The following is a 16,705-nucleotide window of genomic DNA, read 5'->3' as shown; positions in this document are numbered from 1 at the left end:
TACACCCCGAAAGTACACTATGACGCACTCGGTAAAACTGTCCCCATTTTCCGTCATCGCCCCCGCAGTATTTTTTCTCCTGTTCGCAATCAATTCACCGGCAATTGCTCAAAGCGCACCGCTCATGACAGCGCAGGCCAGGATCACTCACCCGATTGTCGATTCAGACCAAGTAGTGCTCGAAGGGAATGTACATCCGCTGGCACAGGCCCGCTACGACTTGGGAATAGTGACTGATGCAACGCCGCTCAACCGTATGGTGCTGGTGCTGGGCCATAGCTCAGCGCAGCAGGCCGATCTGAATGCGCTCACGGCAGCCCAGCAGGACCCTGCATCGCCGCTCTATCACCAGTGGCTCACGCCGCACGAATTCGGCAGCCGGTTTGGAGCGTCAGAGAGCGATGTAGCGCAGATCGCTACGTGGCTTGCAGCACATGGCTTCCTCGTAGAACCTGTTCCAGCAGGTCGCAGTGCGATCGTCTTTTCCGGTACTGCAGGACAGGTTGCCGAAGCATTTCACACCGAGATGCACCACTTCAATGTGCGCGGCGCAATCCACTTGGCCAATGTGCAAGACCCCGAGATTCCACAGGCCATGGCAGGCGTTGTTCAAGGCATTCTTTCGCTTCACGACTTCCGACGCACATCCAGCACCCACCGCATTGCACAGGTGGCGCAACCTCAGAATACTCAGGGCAGTGTGCATTATCTCTTTCCCGCCGACTACGCGACCATTTACAACCTGAATCCGCTATATACCGCTGGTGAAAATGGCAGTGGCGTCTCCATTGCAATTGTCGGACGCAGCGACATCAATCTAAGCGATATCAGTGCCTTCCGCAGCGGGTCAGGCCTCACGGCTAATCAACCCTCAGTGGTTTTGGAAGGAAGCAATCCAGGCCTCGTCTCAGGCGATCAGGACGAATCGACGCTCGATGTGGAGTGGTCGGGCGCAACTGCGCCGGGAGCTTCCGTAACATTCGTTGTCGGAGCTTCGACTGCCACCACGGACGGTGTTGATCTCTCAGCCCAGTACATCGTCAACCACAAAACAGCCGACATCGTCAGCACCAGCTACGGTAGCTGCGAAGCCTATATGGGTGCGTCGGAGCTGGTCTTCTACAACAATCTCTGGCAACAAGCCGCCGCTGAAGGCATGACTTCGTTCGTATCTTCCGGGGACAGCGGCGCAGCCGGATGCAACTCCGGCTCATCTACGACGGGCATGCAACAGGGCGTCAACGGCCTCTGCAGCTCTCCCTACTCCACCTGCGTCGGTGGCACCGAGTTCAATGAGGGATCGAATACAGCTGCCTACTGGTCGAGCACCAACGGATCGGGCGGTGGTTCGGCTCTTTCTTATATCCCGGAAAAAGTCTGGAATGAAAGCGCGAGCGACGGCGGTTCGGGTCTCTGGGCCTCGACCGGCGGGGAGAGTATCACGTATGCACAACCCACATGGCAGCAGGGCATAGCCGGAGCAAGCAGTGGAGGCAAGCGCGCCGTTCCCGATATAGCGCTAACCGCCGCGAGCCATGACGGATACCTGATCAATGAGAATGGCTCATGGTGGGTAATCGCCGGCACATCGGCAGCATCACCTTCCTTCGCAGGCATCATGGCCGTGGTGGAGCAGAAGCTGGGCGGCACTGGCCAGGGCAATGTCAATCCCACGCTCTATTCCATGGCCAGCTCAGGCCAGAGTCCGTTTCATCCGACGCCAACTGGCAACAATTCGGTTCCTGGGGTGACAGGATTCAACGCCACCGGAACGGTCTACAATCTCGCGACCGGCCTCGGCTCCGTCAATGCGAATTCGCTCGCTGGTGATTGGCCCTCCGGAGGCACGAACACGGCGAAGGGATTCACTCTGAAAGCGTCGGCATCGAGCGAATCGCTGCTACCGGGCAAAGCAGCTTCGCTCACCGTTGCAACCAGCGCTACTAGCGGATTTACAGGAACCATCAGCTTCAAAGCCATTGCCCCGAGTGGCGTTACGGTGGCGTTCAGCCCAGCGAATGTCAGCGCCGGCGCAAGTACCACGGCCACCATTACGGTGAGCAGCACAGCGACGGCATCGGTGGGTAGCATCGTCATCACCGGAACCAGCGTCACGATGACGGCTACGGCAACAGTTTCCATTACGGTCGCGGCAAAGCCCACCTTGGCCATTGCGCTCGGTGCGAGCACAGTGCAGGTGACGCAAGGCGCGTCGGGCGCTGTGCAGGTGACGACCACCATCGGAGGTACATGGTCAGGTGCTGTCAGTCTCTCTCTATCAGGATTGCCCACAGGTGTTACAGCAAGCTGGACCAACGGCTCCTTTTCTCCCTCAGGTGACGGCAGCGTGGCCTCCACGCTCACGCTGCGTTCTTCGACAACTGCGGCTGTGAGCGCATCGCGGCTCGAAATCGTTGCTACCGGCGACGGCCTGACGGCACAGGCTCCACTATCGCTCCAGGTAACAGCGGCTCCAGCAGTCACCCTCGCTCTCTCTCCAGCATCGATGAGCATGCAGTCGATGTCGAGCGCAACAGTCACCGCGACGGTCACGCCGGTTGGAGGAGTCTCCTTTGCCTCCAGCGCTTCCAGCGCGATTTTCACTGTAACCGGGCTGCCGGGCGGAATTACAGGAAGCTGGAGCACTCCAACGCTGACCGCCGCGGGCGCACTGCAGGCTAAACTTACCCTCACCGGCAGCGTTACTGCGGCCTCCACATCCACGCAGCCGCGTATCGCGGTTTCTGTTCCTGACTCTGTGAGCGGCAAAAGCTATGCCGCCAACGCGGTGCTGGTACTGAATGTGACACGCGTCCAGCCCACCCTGACCCTGGCATCCAGCACGGGCAAGGTAGCCATGGTTCAGGGGCAATCCGGTACGGCGCAGATCACCGTGACTACAGGAGGATCGTTCAACGGCTCCGTCATGCTTTCAGCAACCGGCATGCCGCTGGGCATGTCGGCCACATGGAGCAGCAACTCTCTCGCAAAGAGCGGCTCAACTGCAACACAGTCCGTGTTGACGCTCAAAGCCTCCACAGGCGAGGCGCTCTCCAGCAGCACCATCCGCATTACCGCAACAGGAGACGGTATCTCCGCAGCAATTTCTCTGATTGCTCAGGTAACGGCAGCTCCCGCTGTATCGGCAGCGATATCACCGGCACAGATTACGGTGCAACCTACCGCTATGCAGACGATCGACCTAACGCTGACTCCGATAGGCGGAGTAAAGCTGACAGCCAATACCTCAGACTTCAGCTTTTCCGTACAAGGATTGCCCGACGGAGTTACCGCCGTATGGGGAACACCAACGATCAACGCAGCAGGCGCAGCTGTTGTTCCACTCGGCCTCGTTAACGATGGGACTCACAGTGGGAATGCGCAGGTGACGATCTCAGGAACCGCCCGCGATGCCGTGTCGGGAACACAATATAGCTTCAGGCAGCAACTGATTCTCGCCGCGTTGCGGCCAGCCGTGCGACGGCTTTAGATGGCAGTGTTAGATCTCGAGCAGATCGAACGCGGCGTGCATCTTGTCCTGAATGCCGGCATGAGTATCGGCCGGCGTAGCTTGAATTTCGAGCACGCAGGCTGGAATGCAAGGCAGCACTTTGAGCAACTTCACTGTGGCAGGCCAGTCGATGGTGCCTTCGCCGGGCCACAGATGTTCATCGCGCACCATCTTGTTGTCGTGAACATGTACCGATCCGATGCGTGGCCCGAGCACCGAAATCGCCTCAGGAATGCCCACGGCAATATGTGCATGGCCCAGATCGAGGCAGATACCGATGCGCGTCAGATGACCGAGATCGAGAATCGCCATCAAGCGCTCAGGAGTCGTCGGCTCATTGGTTAGGTTTTCCACCAGCAATCGCACGCCAAGCGGCTGGGCAAAAGCATCCAGATGTTCTAGTGCCGTCATCGCGTTTTCAATAGTGCGTGGCGACCAGGAATCCGTCTTCTCTCCCAGATGAATGATCATGTTTTTGAAATGGACATGTTCCGCTGTTTCGAGAGCGCGCTTGACCTCGTCCATGGCGTCGATGCGGCGTGATTTTTCCGGATGGATCAGATTGACTGCAGGCGCACCAGCGCGGCCCATCTCGCGATCGGGAAAGAGCGGCGCGTGCATCGACCAGGGTTCGAGTGGATCGGATGCGAACCAGTCGCCAAGCTCACGCACGTGTTCGCGGCTGGTGTAATCAAAGTGCTGGCGGGCGGCAAAAATCTCAACAGCCTGAGCTCCGCTGCGGCCGACGAACTCTAACAGCCCAGGATGCAGACGCTCCTTCAGAAACAGGTGCGTCGAAAGGCATCGCAGCATGATGTCAAGACCCCCGGACGCCCCGGACCGGCGGCGTTATCTCCATTGTCGCATTTCCGGGGCGAAAAGATGAAGAAGTCTTGATGAATCAGGCGAATACCCCTGCCAAGATCTCTTAATATCCCGCCGCGCTTCCAAAGTGGCTGCGATGGTCCTGCCCGCCAAGCAGCTCGCCGGTTTTCGGATCGATTGCGATGCACTCGCCATTGGACCAGTGTCCGCGCACACTGAGTTTGTAGCTCTCGGCAGTCAGCGCATCTTGTGTGGCCTGCGGTAAGCCGGGCTCCATAAAAAGTACATCCGGCTGGTACTGGTGATGGAAGCGTGGCGCGTCCACGGCCTGCTGAATATTGAGGCCGCCCTCTGCCGCGGAAAGGAAGATGTTGGCCACGGTGGTAATGATGCGTCCGCCGCCGGGCGAGCCAAGCACATACCGCAGTTTGCCATCCTCCAGCACGATGGTTGGCGTCATTGACGAGAGTGGCCGTTTGAAGGGCACAATCGCGTTGGCTGGTCCCTGGATCAGCCCGAACATGTTCGGGACACCCATCTTGGCGGCAAAGTCATCCATCTCATCGTTCAACAAAAAACCGAGAGTGCCCGACGTGACATCCGAGCCGAAAGCATTATTGAGCGTGGTCGTTACAGCAACTGCATCTCCCTGGCCATCGACTACTGAGTAGTGCGTCGTATCCGGCGAGTCCTTCTTACGTCCGGCGGTCTTCGGCGCAGGCGGCAAAAAGTCTTCCGGTCTGCGCAGTTCCGCGCTCGGTGAAGCTTTATCGGTTATGCTGGCGCTCCATGCCGCGGCATATTTCTTACTCGTCAGCTCGGCCACTGGGATCTCATTGAAATCCGGATCACCCAGATAATCGCTGCGATCCATATAGGCCCGCCGGTAGGCCTCCGTAATCAGGTGAATCCACTCGGGACTGCGATCACCGAGTTTGGCCAGGTCAAAACCTTCGAGAATGTTTAGCGCCGACAGCAAGACCACCCCACCCGACGACGGAGGAGGCGCACTGATCACCGTGTAATTGTGAAAGCTGCCGACCAGCGGCGTGCGCTCCTTCACCTCATACCCCGCCAGATCTTCGCGGGTGATAAGGCCACCACCTTTTTGAAGATCGGCTACCAGTTCCGCGGCCAGCTTGCCATGGTAGAAGTCGCCAGGATCGGCAGCGATGCGCTTCAGCGTCTTCGCCAGCTCTGGCTGCTTGAAAGTCTCACCTGTCTCGTAATACTTCCCGTCGCGCTGGAAGATGCGCTTCGTGTCCGGAAAGCGCGCAAGGTCGGAGTCGTGCAACTCATGCGCCTCTTCCTCGGTTAACACGAAGCCGTCTTCCGCCAGCCGGATCGCCGGAGACATCACTTTCTTTAATCCCAGCTTGCCGTACTTCTTCTCCGCATAAGCCATGCCGGCCACGGAGCCCGGCGTGGCAATCGCCCGATAGCCCATGATGCTCGAATGCGGATCGCTGCCCGGAAGCACATTTCCGTTCGCATCGAGATACATGTCGGCGCTTGCGGCCTTGGGAGCCTCCTCACGGTAGTCGATAAAGGTGCTTTTACCGTCATGCAGCCGGATCAGCATGAACCCACCACCACCGAGATTGCCTGCAACCGGGTGCACCACTGCCAGCGCAAATCCAGTAGCCACAGCTGCGTCAATCGCGTTGCCGCCTTCTTTCAAAACCTCCAGACCGGCATCGGAAGCGAGGTGATGAATGCTCACAACCATCCCGTGTTGCGCCCGCGCAGGCTGCTCACTCATGTAGTCGATGGAGTTCGACTGCGCATACATGCCTGAAGAGCTGAGAAGCAGGACAGTGGTAATGGCGGCGGGGCGGCAAGGGAAACGTTTAAGGAGGCTCATCGGATTGGGTTCATGATAGCGCGCCGGTTCGTGGAATTTCCGAAACTTCTGCGCATGCGAACCGGTTTGAGGCGCGGCATGTTGCGCTTGTCCGCGCCGCTGCGGTTACGGTACGCTGCGGTCAGTCTTTTTCCGTCCGCGCGAAGAGTTTCCCATGGAGAGTTGTAAAAATATGCCGAACCCAAACTTGCATGCCAGGTTTCAATGCGCGCTGCTGATCATAGCTGCGCTTTTGCCAGTAGCCGCAGGTGCCCAGTCCACTGAGCCGACAGCAGTGCATTTGGATACTGGAAGCGGCTCGGCACTTACTGATCCCTATGCGTGGCTTGAAGATGTCAATGGCGCAAAGCCTCTCGCATGGGTGAATGCCGAAAATGAAAAAACAGCCAAGATACTCGAAGCCGATCCGCACTACGCGGACTTCAAAACGCAGGCGTTGAAGGTGCTGGAGTCGCCGGAGCGGCTGGCATATCCAGTCTTTCGTAACGGCACGGTTTATAACACCTGGCAGGATGCGCAGCACATTCGCGGCATACTGCGGCGCACCACACTCGACGACTACATGAGCGCCAATCCGCACTGGGAAACAGTGATCGACTACGACGCGCTTGCCAAGGCCGATAACGAAAAATGGGTGCAGCATGGTCTCAACTGCCTTTATCCCGGCGATGGACTGTGCCTGGTAGCCCTTTCAGCTGGCGGCGAAGACGCCGATACCCTGCGTGAGTTCGACCTGAAAACAGGCAAGTTCGTCACTGGCGGCTTCGTGCTGTCGCGATCGAAGCAAAATGCCGCGTGGCTCGATAAAGACACGTTGCTCGTGGCCCGCGACTGGGGCGCCGGCTCCATGACTGCGTCGGGTTATCCCTTTGTCGTGAAGATATGGAAGCGAGGTGAGCCGCTTGATCAGGCCAAAGAAATCTATCGCGGCGCCGCTACCGACACCAGCGCATACCCGGTCGTAATGAACGACGCACAGGGCCATCGTGCCGCGCTCGTGATGCGGCATCTCGATTTCTTCTCCAGTGAATATTCTCTCTACACGTCATCCGGCATTCATAAGCTTGCGTTGCCGGGTAAAACAGAGCTTAACGGCCTCGTCGATGGTCAGTTGATCGCAAGCCTCGAAGAAGAATGGAAGCCAGAAGGCGGCGCAACCATTGCCTCTGGATCGGTCGTCGCTTTCGATCTCAAAGCCCTTGAAAAAGATCCCTCGCACCCCAAACCGGCCGTTGTCTTCGCTCCCACGTCGCAGGAATTCGTGCAGGAAGTCGTTCCCACCCGCACACATCTGCTGATTACCACGCTCGAGCACGTGCAGGGTCGGGCCTACCTGTATTCGCGGAGCAAGCGGGGAGATTGGGAGCGGACCAAACTCGAAATTCCCGACAACCAGACCGTCGGCGTTGTCGATACTGATGATGCTTCGGACAAATTCTTCCTCTCGCTTACAGGCTTTCTGACCCCATCCTCGCTTGAACTGGGCGACGCCGCGGCCCGGGAGCTTAAAGTAGCCAAGACGCTGCCGGCGCAGTTCGACGCCTCGCAGGACGTCGTCGAGCAGTTTGAAGCCACGTCGAAAGACGGCACAAAGGTTCCTTACTTCCTCGTCCATCGCAAAGACATGCCGTACAACGGCGTCACGCCAACCCTGCTCTACGCCTACGGCGGCTTTCAGATCTCCGAGACACCGGTCTACAGCGGCATTCGCGGCAAGCTTTGGCTTGAACGCGGCGGCGCGTACGCGCTGGCAAATATCCGCGGAGGTGGGGAGTTTGGCCCTGCATGGCATGATGCAGGCCTCAAGACCCATCGGCAGCGCATCTATGACGACTTCGCGGCTGTAGGTGAAGACCTGATTACCAAGAAGGTGACCAATCCGAGCAAACTCGGAATCGAGGGTGGCTCCAATGGCGGTCTGCTTATGGGCGTCGAGTTCGAGCAGCATCCCGACTTGTGGCACGCCGTCGTCATCGAGGTGCCACTGCTCGATATGCTCGGCTTCGAACATATCGCTGCAGGTTCTTCATGGACAGGCGAATACGGCTCCGTTTCGAATCCCGACGAGCGTGCCTTCCTGGCCTCGATCTCGCCGTACAACAACCTCAAGCCCGACGTCGATTATCCTGAGCCGCTGATCTTCACCACCACCAAAGACGATCGCGTCGGCCCGGTGCATGCGCGCAAGTTTGCAGCCCTCATGGAGCAGTACCACAAGCCTTTTTTCTACGACGAGATTACCGAAGGCGGCCACGGCCCAGGAGCAGACTTGAAAGAACAGGCCGGGACCGACGCCATGATCTATACCTATCTGGCGCGCAAGCTCATGGACTAGCCGTAGCACACGGACTTCCAGCCCGGTACACTGGAAGTTCGCCATGCCGACTACCGTCCGCTCACACGCGAAGATCAACCTCGGCCTGGGCATCGGTGCGCCGCGTGCCGACGGGTTCCACGCGCTGTCTACGGTCTACCAGACGCTGGAAGTACATGATCGTGTGCGGGTTACGGCGGAGCGGGCTGAAGCGACGAAAATCCAGCTCAGCTCTAACGACCGCCGCGTACCGACGGACCACCGCAACACTGCGTGGAAGATGGCGGAATTCGCTCTCGAATCGCTGCGAATCCACGCCGACGTGCATATCCACATCGAAAAACAGCTTCCGGTGCAAGGCGGCCTCGGCGCCGGATCGGCCAACGCCGTCGCCGCTCTCGTCGGTCTGGAGGCAGAACTTGGCATCTCCCCGGAAGCCTTCCCCGATTGGCCTGCCCAGCGTCTGCATCTGGCTGCGCGTGTCGGTTCCGATGTGCCGTTATTTCTGATCGGCGGAGCGATCCTCGGCCTTGATCGCGGCCAGTCTGTCTTCCCATTACCTGATCTCCCGCCAATCTGGACCGTGATTGCTACCCCTGCTGTCGGCGTCTCTACGCCGCAGGCTTTTCGCGACTGGGACGAACTTTGTGCCCAGGAAGGTTTGACCGAATCTGCAAGCGCAGATAAACTAAACGAGTTGAGCCGCGCCTATGCAGCCTGCTTTGCCGGGGTGGAAGCCCCGAACGAAGCGGGATACGAAGCACAGTCCGGCTCCTCCGGTGTCCTTGCCGTGGGCGGGGACCTGGCCGGACCACAGGTGTCCGCGCTTGTCCGCACCGGGATAGCGAACGACTTCGAACGAGTTGTCTTTCCGCAGCATCCCCTTTTAAGCGAGATCAAGCGCACTCTTGCGGCTTCCGGTACTCCGGAGGCAGCCCTCTATGCTTCCCTGTCTGGGTCCGGTTCGGCACTCTTTGGTCTTTACCGAGGCGAAAGAGATGCAGAAGCAGCCCGTCACCGGCTGCGTGAGTTGGGAGTCGAGAGTTTTGTGACCCGCACCCTGCCCCGCGCACCTTACTGGCGAAGCATGATTCTGCTTCAGGATTGACAGCCGTACCGGCGGAGAGAGAAACTCACCCCTCGGCTACGGCAGCCGATGTTACTGGGCGATCGACTAATGGTAGGTCAAGTGCCTTTGACGCACTTTGTCTAGGTTCGAATCCTAGTCGCCCAGCCAACTTCAGGCCTTCTCTTTCCGAGCGCGAAAATTGGCGCGAAGAAGCGAAGGTAAGTTCGAGAGTACGAGGGCGAGCAGCCCCCAAAGCCAACCAGCTTGGGAGGATCACGAACGATGAGTACAGACGAGCAGGCAGTCATGGAAGACGCTCCGGCAACCCCGTCAGCGGGGGAGCCGGAATCGCACGACGGTTCAGCCAGGGCATCTGGTGCGGATCAGGACGGCGCTTCGAAGATGAAAGAAGCAAAAGCCGCCGCGGATCGTAAGCGCAGCCGGGGTCTGGGAGACGATAAGAGCTTCAAGCTGTTCTCCGGAACAGCCAATCTGCCTCTGGCCGAAGAGATCGCCCGGTTTGTCGGGGTCAAGCTCGGGGAGTGCAAGTTGCAGAGGTTTGCGGACGGCGAGGTTTACTTTCAGCTCCTCGAAAATGTTCGCGGCAAAGATGTGTTTCTGGTGCAGCCAACCTGTTATCCGGTCGACCAGCATCTGCTGGAGCTGCTCATCATGATTGACGCCCTGAAGCGCGCTTCTGCCAGGCGCATCACGGCGGTGGTTCCGTATTACGGCTACGCACGGCAAGACCGCAAAGACCGTCCTCGTGTGCCGATCAGTTCGAAGTTGATCGCCGACCTGCTCGAAACGGCCGGCGCCAACAGGGCTTTGTTTGCGGATCTGCATGCGGCGCAGATTCAGGGCTTTTTCAATATCCCGGTGGACCACATGTTCTGCAGCCCAGTGCTGGTGAGCCACTTCCGGGAGATGAACCTGCCCGACCTCACGGTGGTTTCACCCGATGCCGGTGGCGTGGAGCGCGCACGGCATTTTGCTACCAAGATGGGCGCTCCGCTGGCGATTGTGGATAAGCGCCGGACAGATATGAACGTGGCGGAAGTGATGCACGTGATTGGCGATGTGAAAGGACGGACTTGTGTGGTGTTTGACGATATCGTCGACACGGCAGGAACGCTGGTAAAGACGGTAGACGCACTGCTGGCCAATGGCGCCGCGTCGGTCTACGCCTGCGCCAGCCACCCAGTACTGTCCGGTCCTGCAGTAGATCGCATCGCAGCCTCACGGCTCACAGAGCTGGTAGTCACCAATACGATTCCTCTGCGCGAAGCTGCGCAGAAGTTGCCCAAGATTCGGGTGCTTTCAATTGCCGGCCTGCTCGGCGCGGCTATCGAGAGCATTCACATGGAGACGAGCGTAAGCACGCTCTTTAACTAAAGGCAGGGGTTAGAGAACAGAGATCAGAGATCAGTTTTGGTTTTCACCAATCGTTTTGCTGATCTCTGACCCTGATCTCTGATCTCTGGCGCAACAAAGGGAGCCGCAAATGCGGTGCCCGAGAAATGAGAGAGCAATGCCTGAAGTAGTTGCAGCCAAGCCCCGCGAGGGCAAATTCAACAAGAACGCAGCCCGCCGCGTGCGCGTTGCCGGCAAGATTCCGGCCGTGGTTTACGGCGCCGGACAAGATTCAGTGGCCATCGAGGTCGATCCCAAGCAGATTTTACGCATTCTGCACTCGGAGTCGGGCCACAACACGATTTTCGATCTGAACGTTACCGGTCATCCGGCAGCCAAGGCCATGATCGTTGACTGGCAGTATGAGCCAGTCAAGGACACCCTGCTGCACATCGACTTGAAGCGCATCGCGCTCGATAAGGCCATCACGGTCAGCGTGCCGGTTCGCCTGATTGGTACAGCCATCGGCGTAAAGAACGAAGGCGGCATTCTCGATCAGGTGCTACGCGAAGTCGAGATCGAATGCTTGCCCGGCGATATTCCGAGCCATATCGATGCAGATGTGACCAGCCTCGGACTACATGGTGTCATCCGCGTGAGCGATCTGCCTCACTCTGGCTCCATCAAGTTCCTTAGCGCTGAAGATGCGACTGTTGCTCACGTTGTTTCGATCCGTGCCGAGGCTGAGCCTGTTGCGGCTGTAGCGGCTCCGGCCGAACCGGAAGTGGCCAAGAAGGGCAAGACCGACGCTCCTGCTGCCGAGGCCAAGAAGTAAGAAAGACAGTGTGAGTGTGGAGTGTGAGTGTGAGAACGCAATGAAGCGTAATCGGTTCACACTCACACTTTCACACTCACACTCAAGCAATGGAAGATCAAGCGCAATTGCCGGAACAACCCGAAAAGCCCACAGGACCAGTCATCGTAGCCGGCCTCGGGAACCCCGGCATGGAGTACATGTGGACGCCGCATAACGCGGGATTTTTAGCAATCGACCGTATCGCTGAGCAGGAACGCGTTACGGTCCTGAACCGGAGATGCAAGGCCCAGACCGGGGTAACCCGGATCGGCAACCGGGAAGTGATTCTGGCCAAGCCGGAAACCTTCATGAACCTGAGCGGGCAAGCCGTAGCCGCCCTGTTGAAGGAGTTCCGGATTGGCGAAGCGGACCGGCCAACCAGCCTGATCGTGCTGTACGACGAGCTGGATCTGCCGCTCGGCACGCTCAAGATCAAGGAGCGAGGCTCGGCGGCAGGGCACAACGGAGCGCGCAGTATCTCCGGCGCACTGGGAAGTCATGAGTGGTTGCGGATTCGCATCGGGGTAGGGCCAGATTTGCCTCCCGAGGCAATCGCAGCCGGAGCAAAACGCAGAGGCGGGGTGGGTTATCTCCTGACGCCGATGCGCAGGGCGGACCTCGAGAAGCTTGACCCGGTATTGGACCGGGTAGCCACCGCGGTCCGAAGGATCATCGAAGACGGCCCAGCCGCCGCGATGAATGAGTTCAACCGGAAAGGTGAGTAGAGATCAGGGATCAGGAGTGGTTCCAATGCAGCAGCGGACTTTTCTGATCTCTGTTCTCTGATCTCTGAACGCTGAATTTGAGTTTTCGGCGCAGTCAGCCGAAGGGAAGAGTTAAACCATGGAACGTTTGTATGAAGTAATGTTCATCGTTCGCCCCGATGTGGCCGATGAAGATGTTGACAAGCTCGTTGCCGGATTCGAAACCACCGTCACCAATGGCGGCGGTTCGGTCAAGTCCAGCGAGAAAATGGGCCGCCGCAAGCTGGCCTACACCGTGCGCAAGTTCAACGACGGCAACTACGTGCTGCTGACCATCGAAGCCGATGGAAAGGTTGTGGCCGAGCTGGAGCGCCGCTTGCGCGTTACCGAACAGGTGATCAAGTTCATCACCGTGCGCATCGATGAGGAAGAGAAGCGCCTCGCCAAGGTCAAGGCTCTCCGCGCCTCCCGCAAGAAGCGCAGCGCCGAGCCGGCGCCGGCGCCGGCTGCTCCTGAAGTCGAAGCGGCCCCGGTTGCTGCTGAACCAGCCGAAGCGACCGTCTAAGTTTTGTAACGCCGTTCTCCGCTGGGGCACCAACTCCATGGAGGGCAGCAGGAACCTGCGTACCGGAGATTCCGGCCAACGCTTGAGGAAAAGGAAACAACATGTCTGACGAAACCCAAGTCAAGGCGCCCGAGAGTGGCGCAGCATCTGGAGCACCTGCGGGTCCTGGTGGCCCGGGTGGTCGTGGTCCCCGTCCTGCGGGTGGTGGACCCGGCGGCCGCGGAAAGTTCTTCCGCCGCAAGAAGGTTTGTAAATTCTGTACCGAGAAGATTGACGCCATTCCCTACCGGGATGTTCGCCTGCTGCAGGGCTTTGTTGCTGAGCGTGGAAAGATCGTTCCCCGTCGTTTAACTGGCGTTTGCACCACGCATCAGCGGCGGCTCACACGAGCCATCAAGCAGGCGCGCAACATTGCTCTGCTGCCGTTTGCTGCACGCCACTAGGAGAGCCCGGTAGTCTGGTAACTCACTTAAGTGCAAGAAATTACCGAATTGGAACATAATCGTAACCTTGCGTCTTTTGTGGACTAGTCAGACTAACGTGGTAGGGCTCTATAATCCGGCGCGGCGCAGTTTCCGGCTTTGTGTTGCCCTTTTTTGCACAAGCCCAGAGAGGGACTGAGTTGCCGCCCGTAACACTGGAGAGTTGTCACCATGGAAGTGATTCTGAAGGAAGACGTAGCAAATCTCGGCCACCGCGGCGACGTGGTGAAGGTAGCCGACGGCTACGGACGCAATTTCCTGCTGCCGCGCAAGCTCGCGCTGCAGGCTACAGCCAATAACAAAGCGGTCATTGAACAGATGAAGGCCGCTGCTGCCCGCCGCTCCGCGACTGAGAAAGCTCAGGCCGAGGCGCTCGCAGCCCAGCTCGAACCGCTCACGCTGTCCTTCACCCGCAAGTCGGGCGAGAACGGCCACCTGTTCGGTTCGGTTACCTCAGCCGACATCGCGCACGAGCTCGAAACCAAGGGCTTCGACGTCGATCGCCGCAAGATCCAGCTCGTGGAGCCGATCAAGGCCGTTGGCGAGACCTCGGTCGCGATCAAGCTCTACCGCGAAGTCACCGCGCATGTGAAGGTAACGGTTGCCGCCGAGGGCGCAGCCGAGGCCGAAACAGCGGAAGCCGTCGCCGCAGTCTAACGCGTCACGGTTCGCACATTCGAGACCTGCGGCGGCACATTTATTCCTCTGGGTTCCGCCGCAGTTCTCCTCCAATTTTTGGTTGTCCACGAAGTTGCCGCTTTCTCCACAGGGGTAATCTCAGACGCGAACAGTGGTTGTGTACCTACCGCCTGTTTCCTGTAACACTCCTTTCTCACTCTCTCCTAAATCCCTTTACGGAAGTTTTCGGTGCCGATGCGTCGCGCCCAGTTCGTGTTTTCTGAGGATTCCGGCTTTCCCGGAAGCCATCGAAGGAACACCGATTTGGAGGCCCTGCTGCACCGGTGCGAGGGCCAGTCGGCGCTCTTTGATCCGCTGCATTTCGCCGAGCGAATAGCTGCGCTGGACCGGCTGGAGGTGATTCTCGATCTCGCCGAAGGCACGGATGAGACTACAAACGACAAGGCGCTTCTGGGTCGCGCACAAGCGCTGACCTCGCAGCTTCAGGCTGCAAACAACGCCCTTTTTGTCGAGCTGCGGAGTGAGATTCAGTCAGGTAACGGGCATGCGGCGCTTGGCCGATGGATCAGCGCCAGCCAGGATCAAGGCACCGAGATTAAGCCGGGCCTGTCCTACGACTGGCGAGACGACCTCGTTACCGGAATCCTCGAACTGGAAGAACCGGATAGCCCACCGGTCCATCCAGGTGGCGAGATGGTCTTTTACCAGCCGACTCCAGCCCGGCACATCTTCGAAATGCTCAGTTCATTGAATCTGGGTGCGGATGATGTGCTCATCGACCTTGGCTCCGGGCTGGGCCATGTGCCGCTGCTCGCTGCAATCACGACGCCCGCACAGTGCATCGGAATCGAGCTGGAGCCCGCATATATCGAAAGCGCACGAAGATGCGCCACGGACCTCGGCGTGAGCAATGTCGATTTCGTTACGGAAGACGTAAGCCAAGCCGATCTATCCAATCTATCCAGGGCAACGGTCTTCTATCTCTACACGCCATTCACGGGCACGTTGTTAACAACGGTGCTCGGCAAACTACGTGATCAGGCTCTATGCCGATCGATCCGTATAGCGGCCTTCGGGCCTTGTGTCGAGGCGCTTGCGGCGAAAGAGTGGCTTGAAACCCAAAGCCCTTCACAGTCGGAACGTATAGCGGTCTTCTTTTCGCGTGGCTGACTAGTTTGAGAATCACCGGCTGGAGTGAATCTCAACGTCCTGCGTTGATGGACCGATACAATTGATTCCACCACTTCACGAGTTCCGGATGCTGCTCATAGCTGAGCCATGTTTCATTGGAAGAGTCGTCTGCTTTGCCGCCAAAAGCGATAGGTTTCACCCACCATTTGATCTTTCTTTGAAAACGTTCGTCGGGCTCTAGTTCGTTGGCGCAGTTCGGTAAGTCGAAAAACTCAAGATATTTGATATCGGCGGGGACAGTCGGCATGAGATACGTTTTGCCCGTCTTGTCCCGAAGGATCATGTCATCCCAGGTTCGCAAGCCGATCAATCGAAAGCCAGGTAGGATCTCAGAGACACCATAACGATGTGTTGCATCCTCTATTTCAGAATCTGCAAAGAGAATGAAGTAGTCGTCTTCATACCAGCCCTCTACCATCTGTTCGAAGCATCATCTCACAAGATCTGAAACGTACTTTCTAAAGCGTCGCGAGCGGTTTGTCGCGATCCGTCCTCAGCGTAGGCACCGCGTTGAGCAGGGTCTTTGTGTAGTCATTCTCTGGGGCTGTCAGCACCTTGTGTGCCGACCCGGTCTCAAGCACCTCGCCATGGCGCATCACCATCACCCGTTCCGCTACCTGACCCACCACGGCAAGATTATGGCTGGTAAACAGCATGGCCAGCCCATGCTCGCGTTGTAGCGTCTTAAGCAAATCCAGTACCTGCGCCTGTACCGTCACATCCAGCGCAGTCGTCGGCTCGTCTGCCATCAGCAGTTGCGGCTTATGCACCAGCGCCATTGCAATGAGGATGCGCTGCCGCTGCCCACCCGAAAACTGGTGCGGATAGTCAGCAAACCGCCGCGCCGCCTCAGGAATCGCCACCGACTCCATCGCAGCAATCGCCCGCCGCTTCGCCTTGCGACTGCTGAGATGCGGCTCATGCACGGCAATCGCCTCGGCAATCTGCCGCCCCACCGTCATCACCGGATTCAGCGCTGTCATCGGCTCCTGGAAGACCATCGCAATCTCACTCCCACGAATTGCCCGAAGCCCGCGCTCATTCAGCCCAACCAACTCCTGACCCTTCCATCGAATCGACCCTGCAACCCGAGCCACCGGATCCAGCAGTCCCAGCACCGCCAGCGCCGTTACGCTCTTGCCTGAGCCTGACTCACCAACCAACCCCAACACTTCACCCGGCGCAATCGAGAGGTCAACACCGCGCACGGCCTCCGTCGAGCCAAACCAGATATGCAGATCGCGGATTTCAAGTAGCGCTTCAGGCATGTGCGGCTGCATCTATCGTCGCACGCGAGCGAAGTGTCCGGCACGGACAGCTCCGTTCGCGAGT

At 58.5% G+C, this 16,705-nt stretch carries 14 protein-coding genes and 1 tRNA gene; 11 read left to right on the top strand and 4 right to left on the bottom strand.

From position 1 onward, the window contains the following. The first annotated feature begins 19 nt into the window (after positions 1-19). On the top strand, positions 20-3,490 hold the full coding sequence (locus tag OHL22_RS07125; protein ID WP_263334827.1) for a protease pro-enzyme activation domain-containing protein: 3,471 nt from the start codon (positions 20-22) through the stop codon (positions 3,488-3,490). 9 nt (positions 3,491-3,499) lie between these two features. On the opposite strand, the gene OHL22_RS07120 is transcribed toward OHL22_RS07125, so the two are convergent. Together OHL22_RS07120 and ggt are read right to left on the bottom strand one after the other, a co-directional pair. Continuing rightward, entirely contained in the window at positions 3,500-4,324 is an 825-nt protein-coding gene (locus OHL22_RS07120) for a sugar phosphate isomerase/epimerase family protein (protein ID WP_263334825.1), read from the bottom strand. A 115-nt stretch (positions 4,325-4,439) separates the two neighbouring features. Further along, positions 4,440-6,200, bottom strand: a complete 1,761-nt coding sequence (ggt, locus tag OHL22_RS07115) for a gamma-glutamyltransferase (protein ID WP_263334822.1) — start codon at positions 6,198-6,200, stop codon at positions 4,440-4,442. A gap of 172 nt (positions 6,201-6,372) precedes the next feature. Between ggt and OHL22_RS07110 the strand changes: the two genes are divergently transcribed. The 10 genes from OHL22_RS07110 to OHL22_RS07065 all read left to right on the top strand — a co-directional run bounded on the left by OHL22_RS07110 (position 6,373) and on the right by OHL22_RS07065 (position 15,352). After that, a complete protein-coding gene (locus OHL22_RS07110; RefSeq protein ID WP_263334820.1) occupies positions 6,373-8,535 on the top strand; it encodes a prolyl oligopeptidase family serine peptidase in 2,163 nt (720 codons plus the stop codon). A 43-nt stretch (positions 8,536-8,578) separates the two neighbouring features. Beyond that, positions 8,579-9,622 carry a 4-(cytidine 5'-diphospho)-2-C-methyl-D-erythritol kinase gene (locus OHL22_RS07105; RefSeq protein WP_263334817.1) on the top strand — a complete coding sequence of 348 codons (1,044 nt, stop codon included), beginning with the start codon at positions 8,579-8,581 and terminating at the stop codon, positions 9,620-9,622. 55 nt (positions 9,623-9,677) lie between these two features. Further along, positions 9,678-9,751 (top strand) — tRNA-Gln (locus tag OHL22_RS07100). A 234-nt stretch (positions 9,752-9,985) separates the two neighbouring features. Further along, positions 9,986-10,978, top strand: coding sequence for a ribose-phosphate diphosphokinase (locus OHL22_RS07095; protein WP_263335431.1), 993 nt, complete (start codon positions 9,986-9,988; stop codon positions 10,976-10,978). 136 nt (positions 10,979-11,114) lie between these two features. After that, positions 11,115-11,771 (top strand): 50S ribosomal protein L25, encoded by a 657-nt coding sequence (locus OHL22_RS07090; RefSeq protein ID WP_263334815.1) that lies wholly within the window; start codon positions 11,115-11,117, stop codon positions 11,769-11,771. A 107-nt stretch (positions 11,772-11,878) separates the two neighbouring features. Beyond that, a complete protein-coding gene (gene pth, locus OHL22_RS07085) occupies positions 11,879-12,517 on the top strand; it encodes an aminoacyl-tRNA hydrolase (protein ID WP_263334813.1) in 639 nt (212 codons plus the stop codon). Between the two features lie 118 nt (positions 12,518-12,635). Further along, positions 12,636-13,061, top strand: coding sequence for a 30S ribosomal protein S6 (gene rpsF, locus OHL22_RS07080; protein WP_263334810.1), 426 nt, complete (start codon positions 12,636-12,638; stop codon positions 13,059-13,061). A 101-nt stretch (positions 13,062-13,162) separates the two neighbouring features. Further along, complete coding sequence (gene rpsR / locus OHL22_RS07075) at positions 13,163-13,504, top strand: 30S ribosomal protein S18 (protein ID WP_263334808.1); 342 nt, start codon at positions 13,163-13,165, stop codon at positions 13,502-13,504. A 210-nt stretch (positions 13,505-13,714) separates the two neighbouring features. Next, positions 13,715-14,200 carry a 50S ribosomal protein L9 gene (gene rplI / locus OHL22_RS07070; protein WP_263334805.1) on the top strand — a complete coding sequence of 162 codons (486 nt, stop codon included), beginning with the start codon at positions 13,715-13,717 and terminating at the stop codon, positions 14,198-14,200. 285 nt (positions 14,201-14,485) lie between these two features. Next, positions 14,486-15,352, top strand: a complete 867-nt coding sequence (locus OHL22_RS07065) for a methyltransferase domain-containing protein (RefSeq protein ID WP_263334802.1) — start codon at positions 14,486-14,488, stop codon at positions 15,350-15,352. Positions 15,353-15,383: 31 nt separating this feature from the next. Here the strand turns inward: OHL22_RS07065 and OHL22_RS07060 are convergent, their stop codons facing one another. Then, positions 15,384-15,791, bottom strand: coding sequence for a hypothetical protein (locus OHL22_RS07060; RefSeq protein ID WP_263334800.1), 408 nt, complete (start codon positions 15,789-15,791; stop codon positions 15,384-15,386). Positions 15,792-15,831: 40 nt separating this feature from the next. Next, positions 15,832-16,641 carry an ATP-binding cassette domain-containing protein gene (locus tag OHL22_RS07055; RefSeq protein ID WP_263334798.1) on the bottom strand — a complete coding sequence of 270 codons (810 nt, stop codon included), beginning with the start codon at positions 16,639-16,641 and terminating at the stop codon, positions 15,832-15,834. Positions 16,642-16,705: the final 64 nt, after the last annotated feature.

The sequence above is a fragment of the Acidicapsa dinghuensis genome (assembly GCF_025685685.1).
GTDB lineage: Bacteria > Acidobacteriota > Terriglobia > Terriglobales > Acidobacteriaceae > Acidicapsa > Acidicapsa dinghuensis.
The sequence above is the reverse complement of the archived record's forward strand: the minus strand, read 5'-3'. Positions and strand labels throughout refer to the sequence as shown.

What these genes read in the sequence shown, in the direction of transcription:
- OHL22_RS07055 (WP_263334798.1), bottom strand. Translation starts at nt 16,641, where the DNA reads ATGCCTGAAGCGCTACTTGAAATCCGCGATCTGCATATCTGGTTTGGC.
- rpsF (WP_263334810.1), top strand. Translation starts at nt 12,636, where the DNA reads ATGGAACGTTTGTATGAAGTAATGTTCATCGTTCGCCCCGATGTGGCC.
- OHL22_RS07060 (WP_263334800.1), bottom strand. Translation starts at nt 15,791, where the DNA reads ATGGTAGAGGGCTGGTATGAAGACGACTACTTCATTCTCTTTGCAGAT.
- OHL22_RS07110 (WP_263334820.1), top strand. Translation starts at nt 6,373, where the DNA reads ATGCCGAACCCAAACTTGCATGCCAGGTTTCAATGCGCGCTGCTGATC.
- rpsR (WP_263334808.1), top strand. Translation starts at nt 13,163, where the DNA reads ATGTCTGACGAAACCCAAGTCAAGGCGCCCGAGAGTGGCGCAGCATCT.
- OHL22_RS07125 (WP_263334827.1), top strand. Translation starts at nt 20, where the DNA reads ATGACGCACTCGGTAAAACTGTCCCCATTTTCCGTCATCGCCCCCGCA.
- OHL22_RS07095 (WP_263335431.1), top strand. Translation starts at nt 9,986, where the DNA reads ATGAAAGAAGCAAAAGCCGCCGCGGATCGTAAGCGCAGCCGGGGTCTG.
- OHL22_RS07105 (WP_263334817.1), top strand. Translation starts at nt 8,579, where the DNA reads ATGCCGACTACCGTCCGCTCACACGCGAAGATCAACCTCGGCCTGGGC.
- OHL22_RS07120 (WP_263334825.1), bottom strand. Translation starts at nt 4,324, where the DNA reads ATGCTGCGATGCCTTTCGACGCACCTGTTTCTGAAGGAGCGTCTGCAT.
- ggt (WP_263334822.1), bottom strand. Translation starts at nt 6,200, where the DNA reads ATGAGCCTCCTTAAACGTTTCCCTTGCCGCCCCGCCGCCATTACCACT.
- OHL22_RS07090 (WP_263334815.1), top strand. Translation starts at nt 11,115, where the DNA reads ATGCCTGAAGTAGTTGCAGCCAAGCCCCGCGAGGGCAAATTCAACAAG.
- rplI (WP_263334805.1), top strand. Translation starts at nt 13,715, where the DNA reads ATGGAAGTGATTCTGAAGGAAGACGTAGCAAATCTCGGCCACCGCGGC.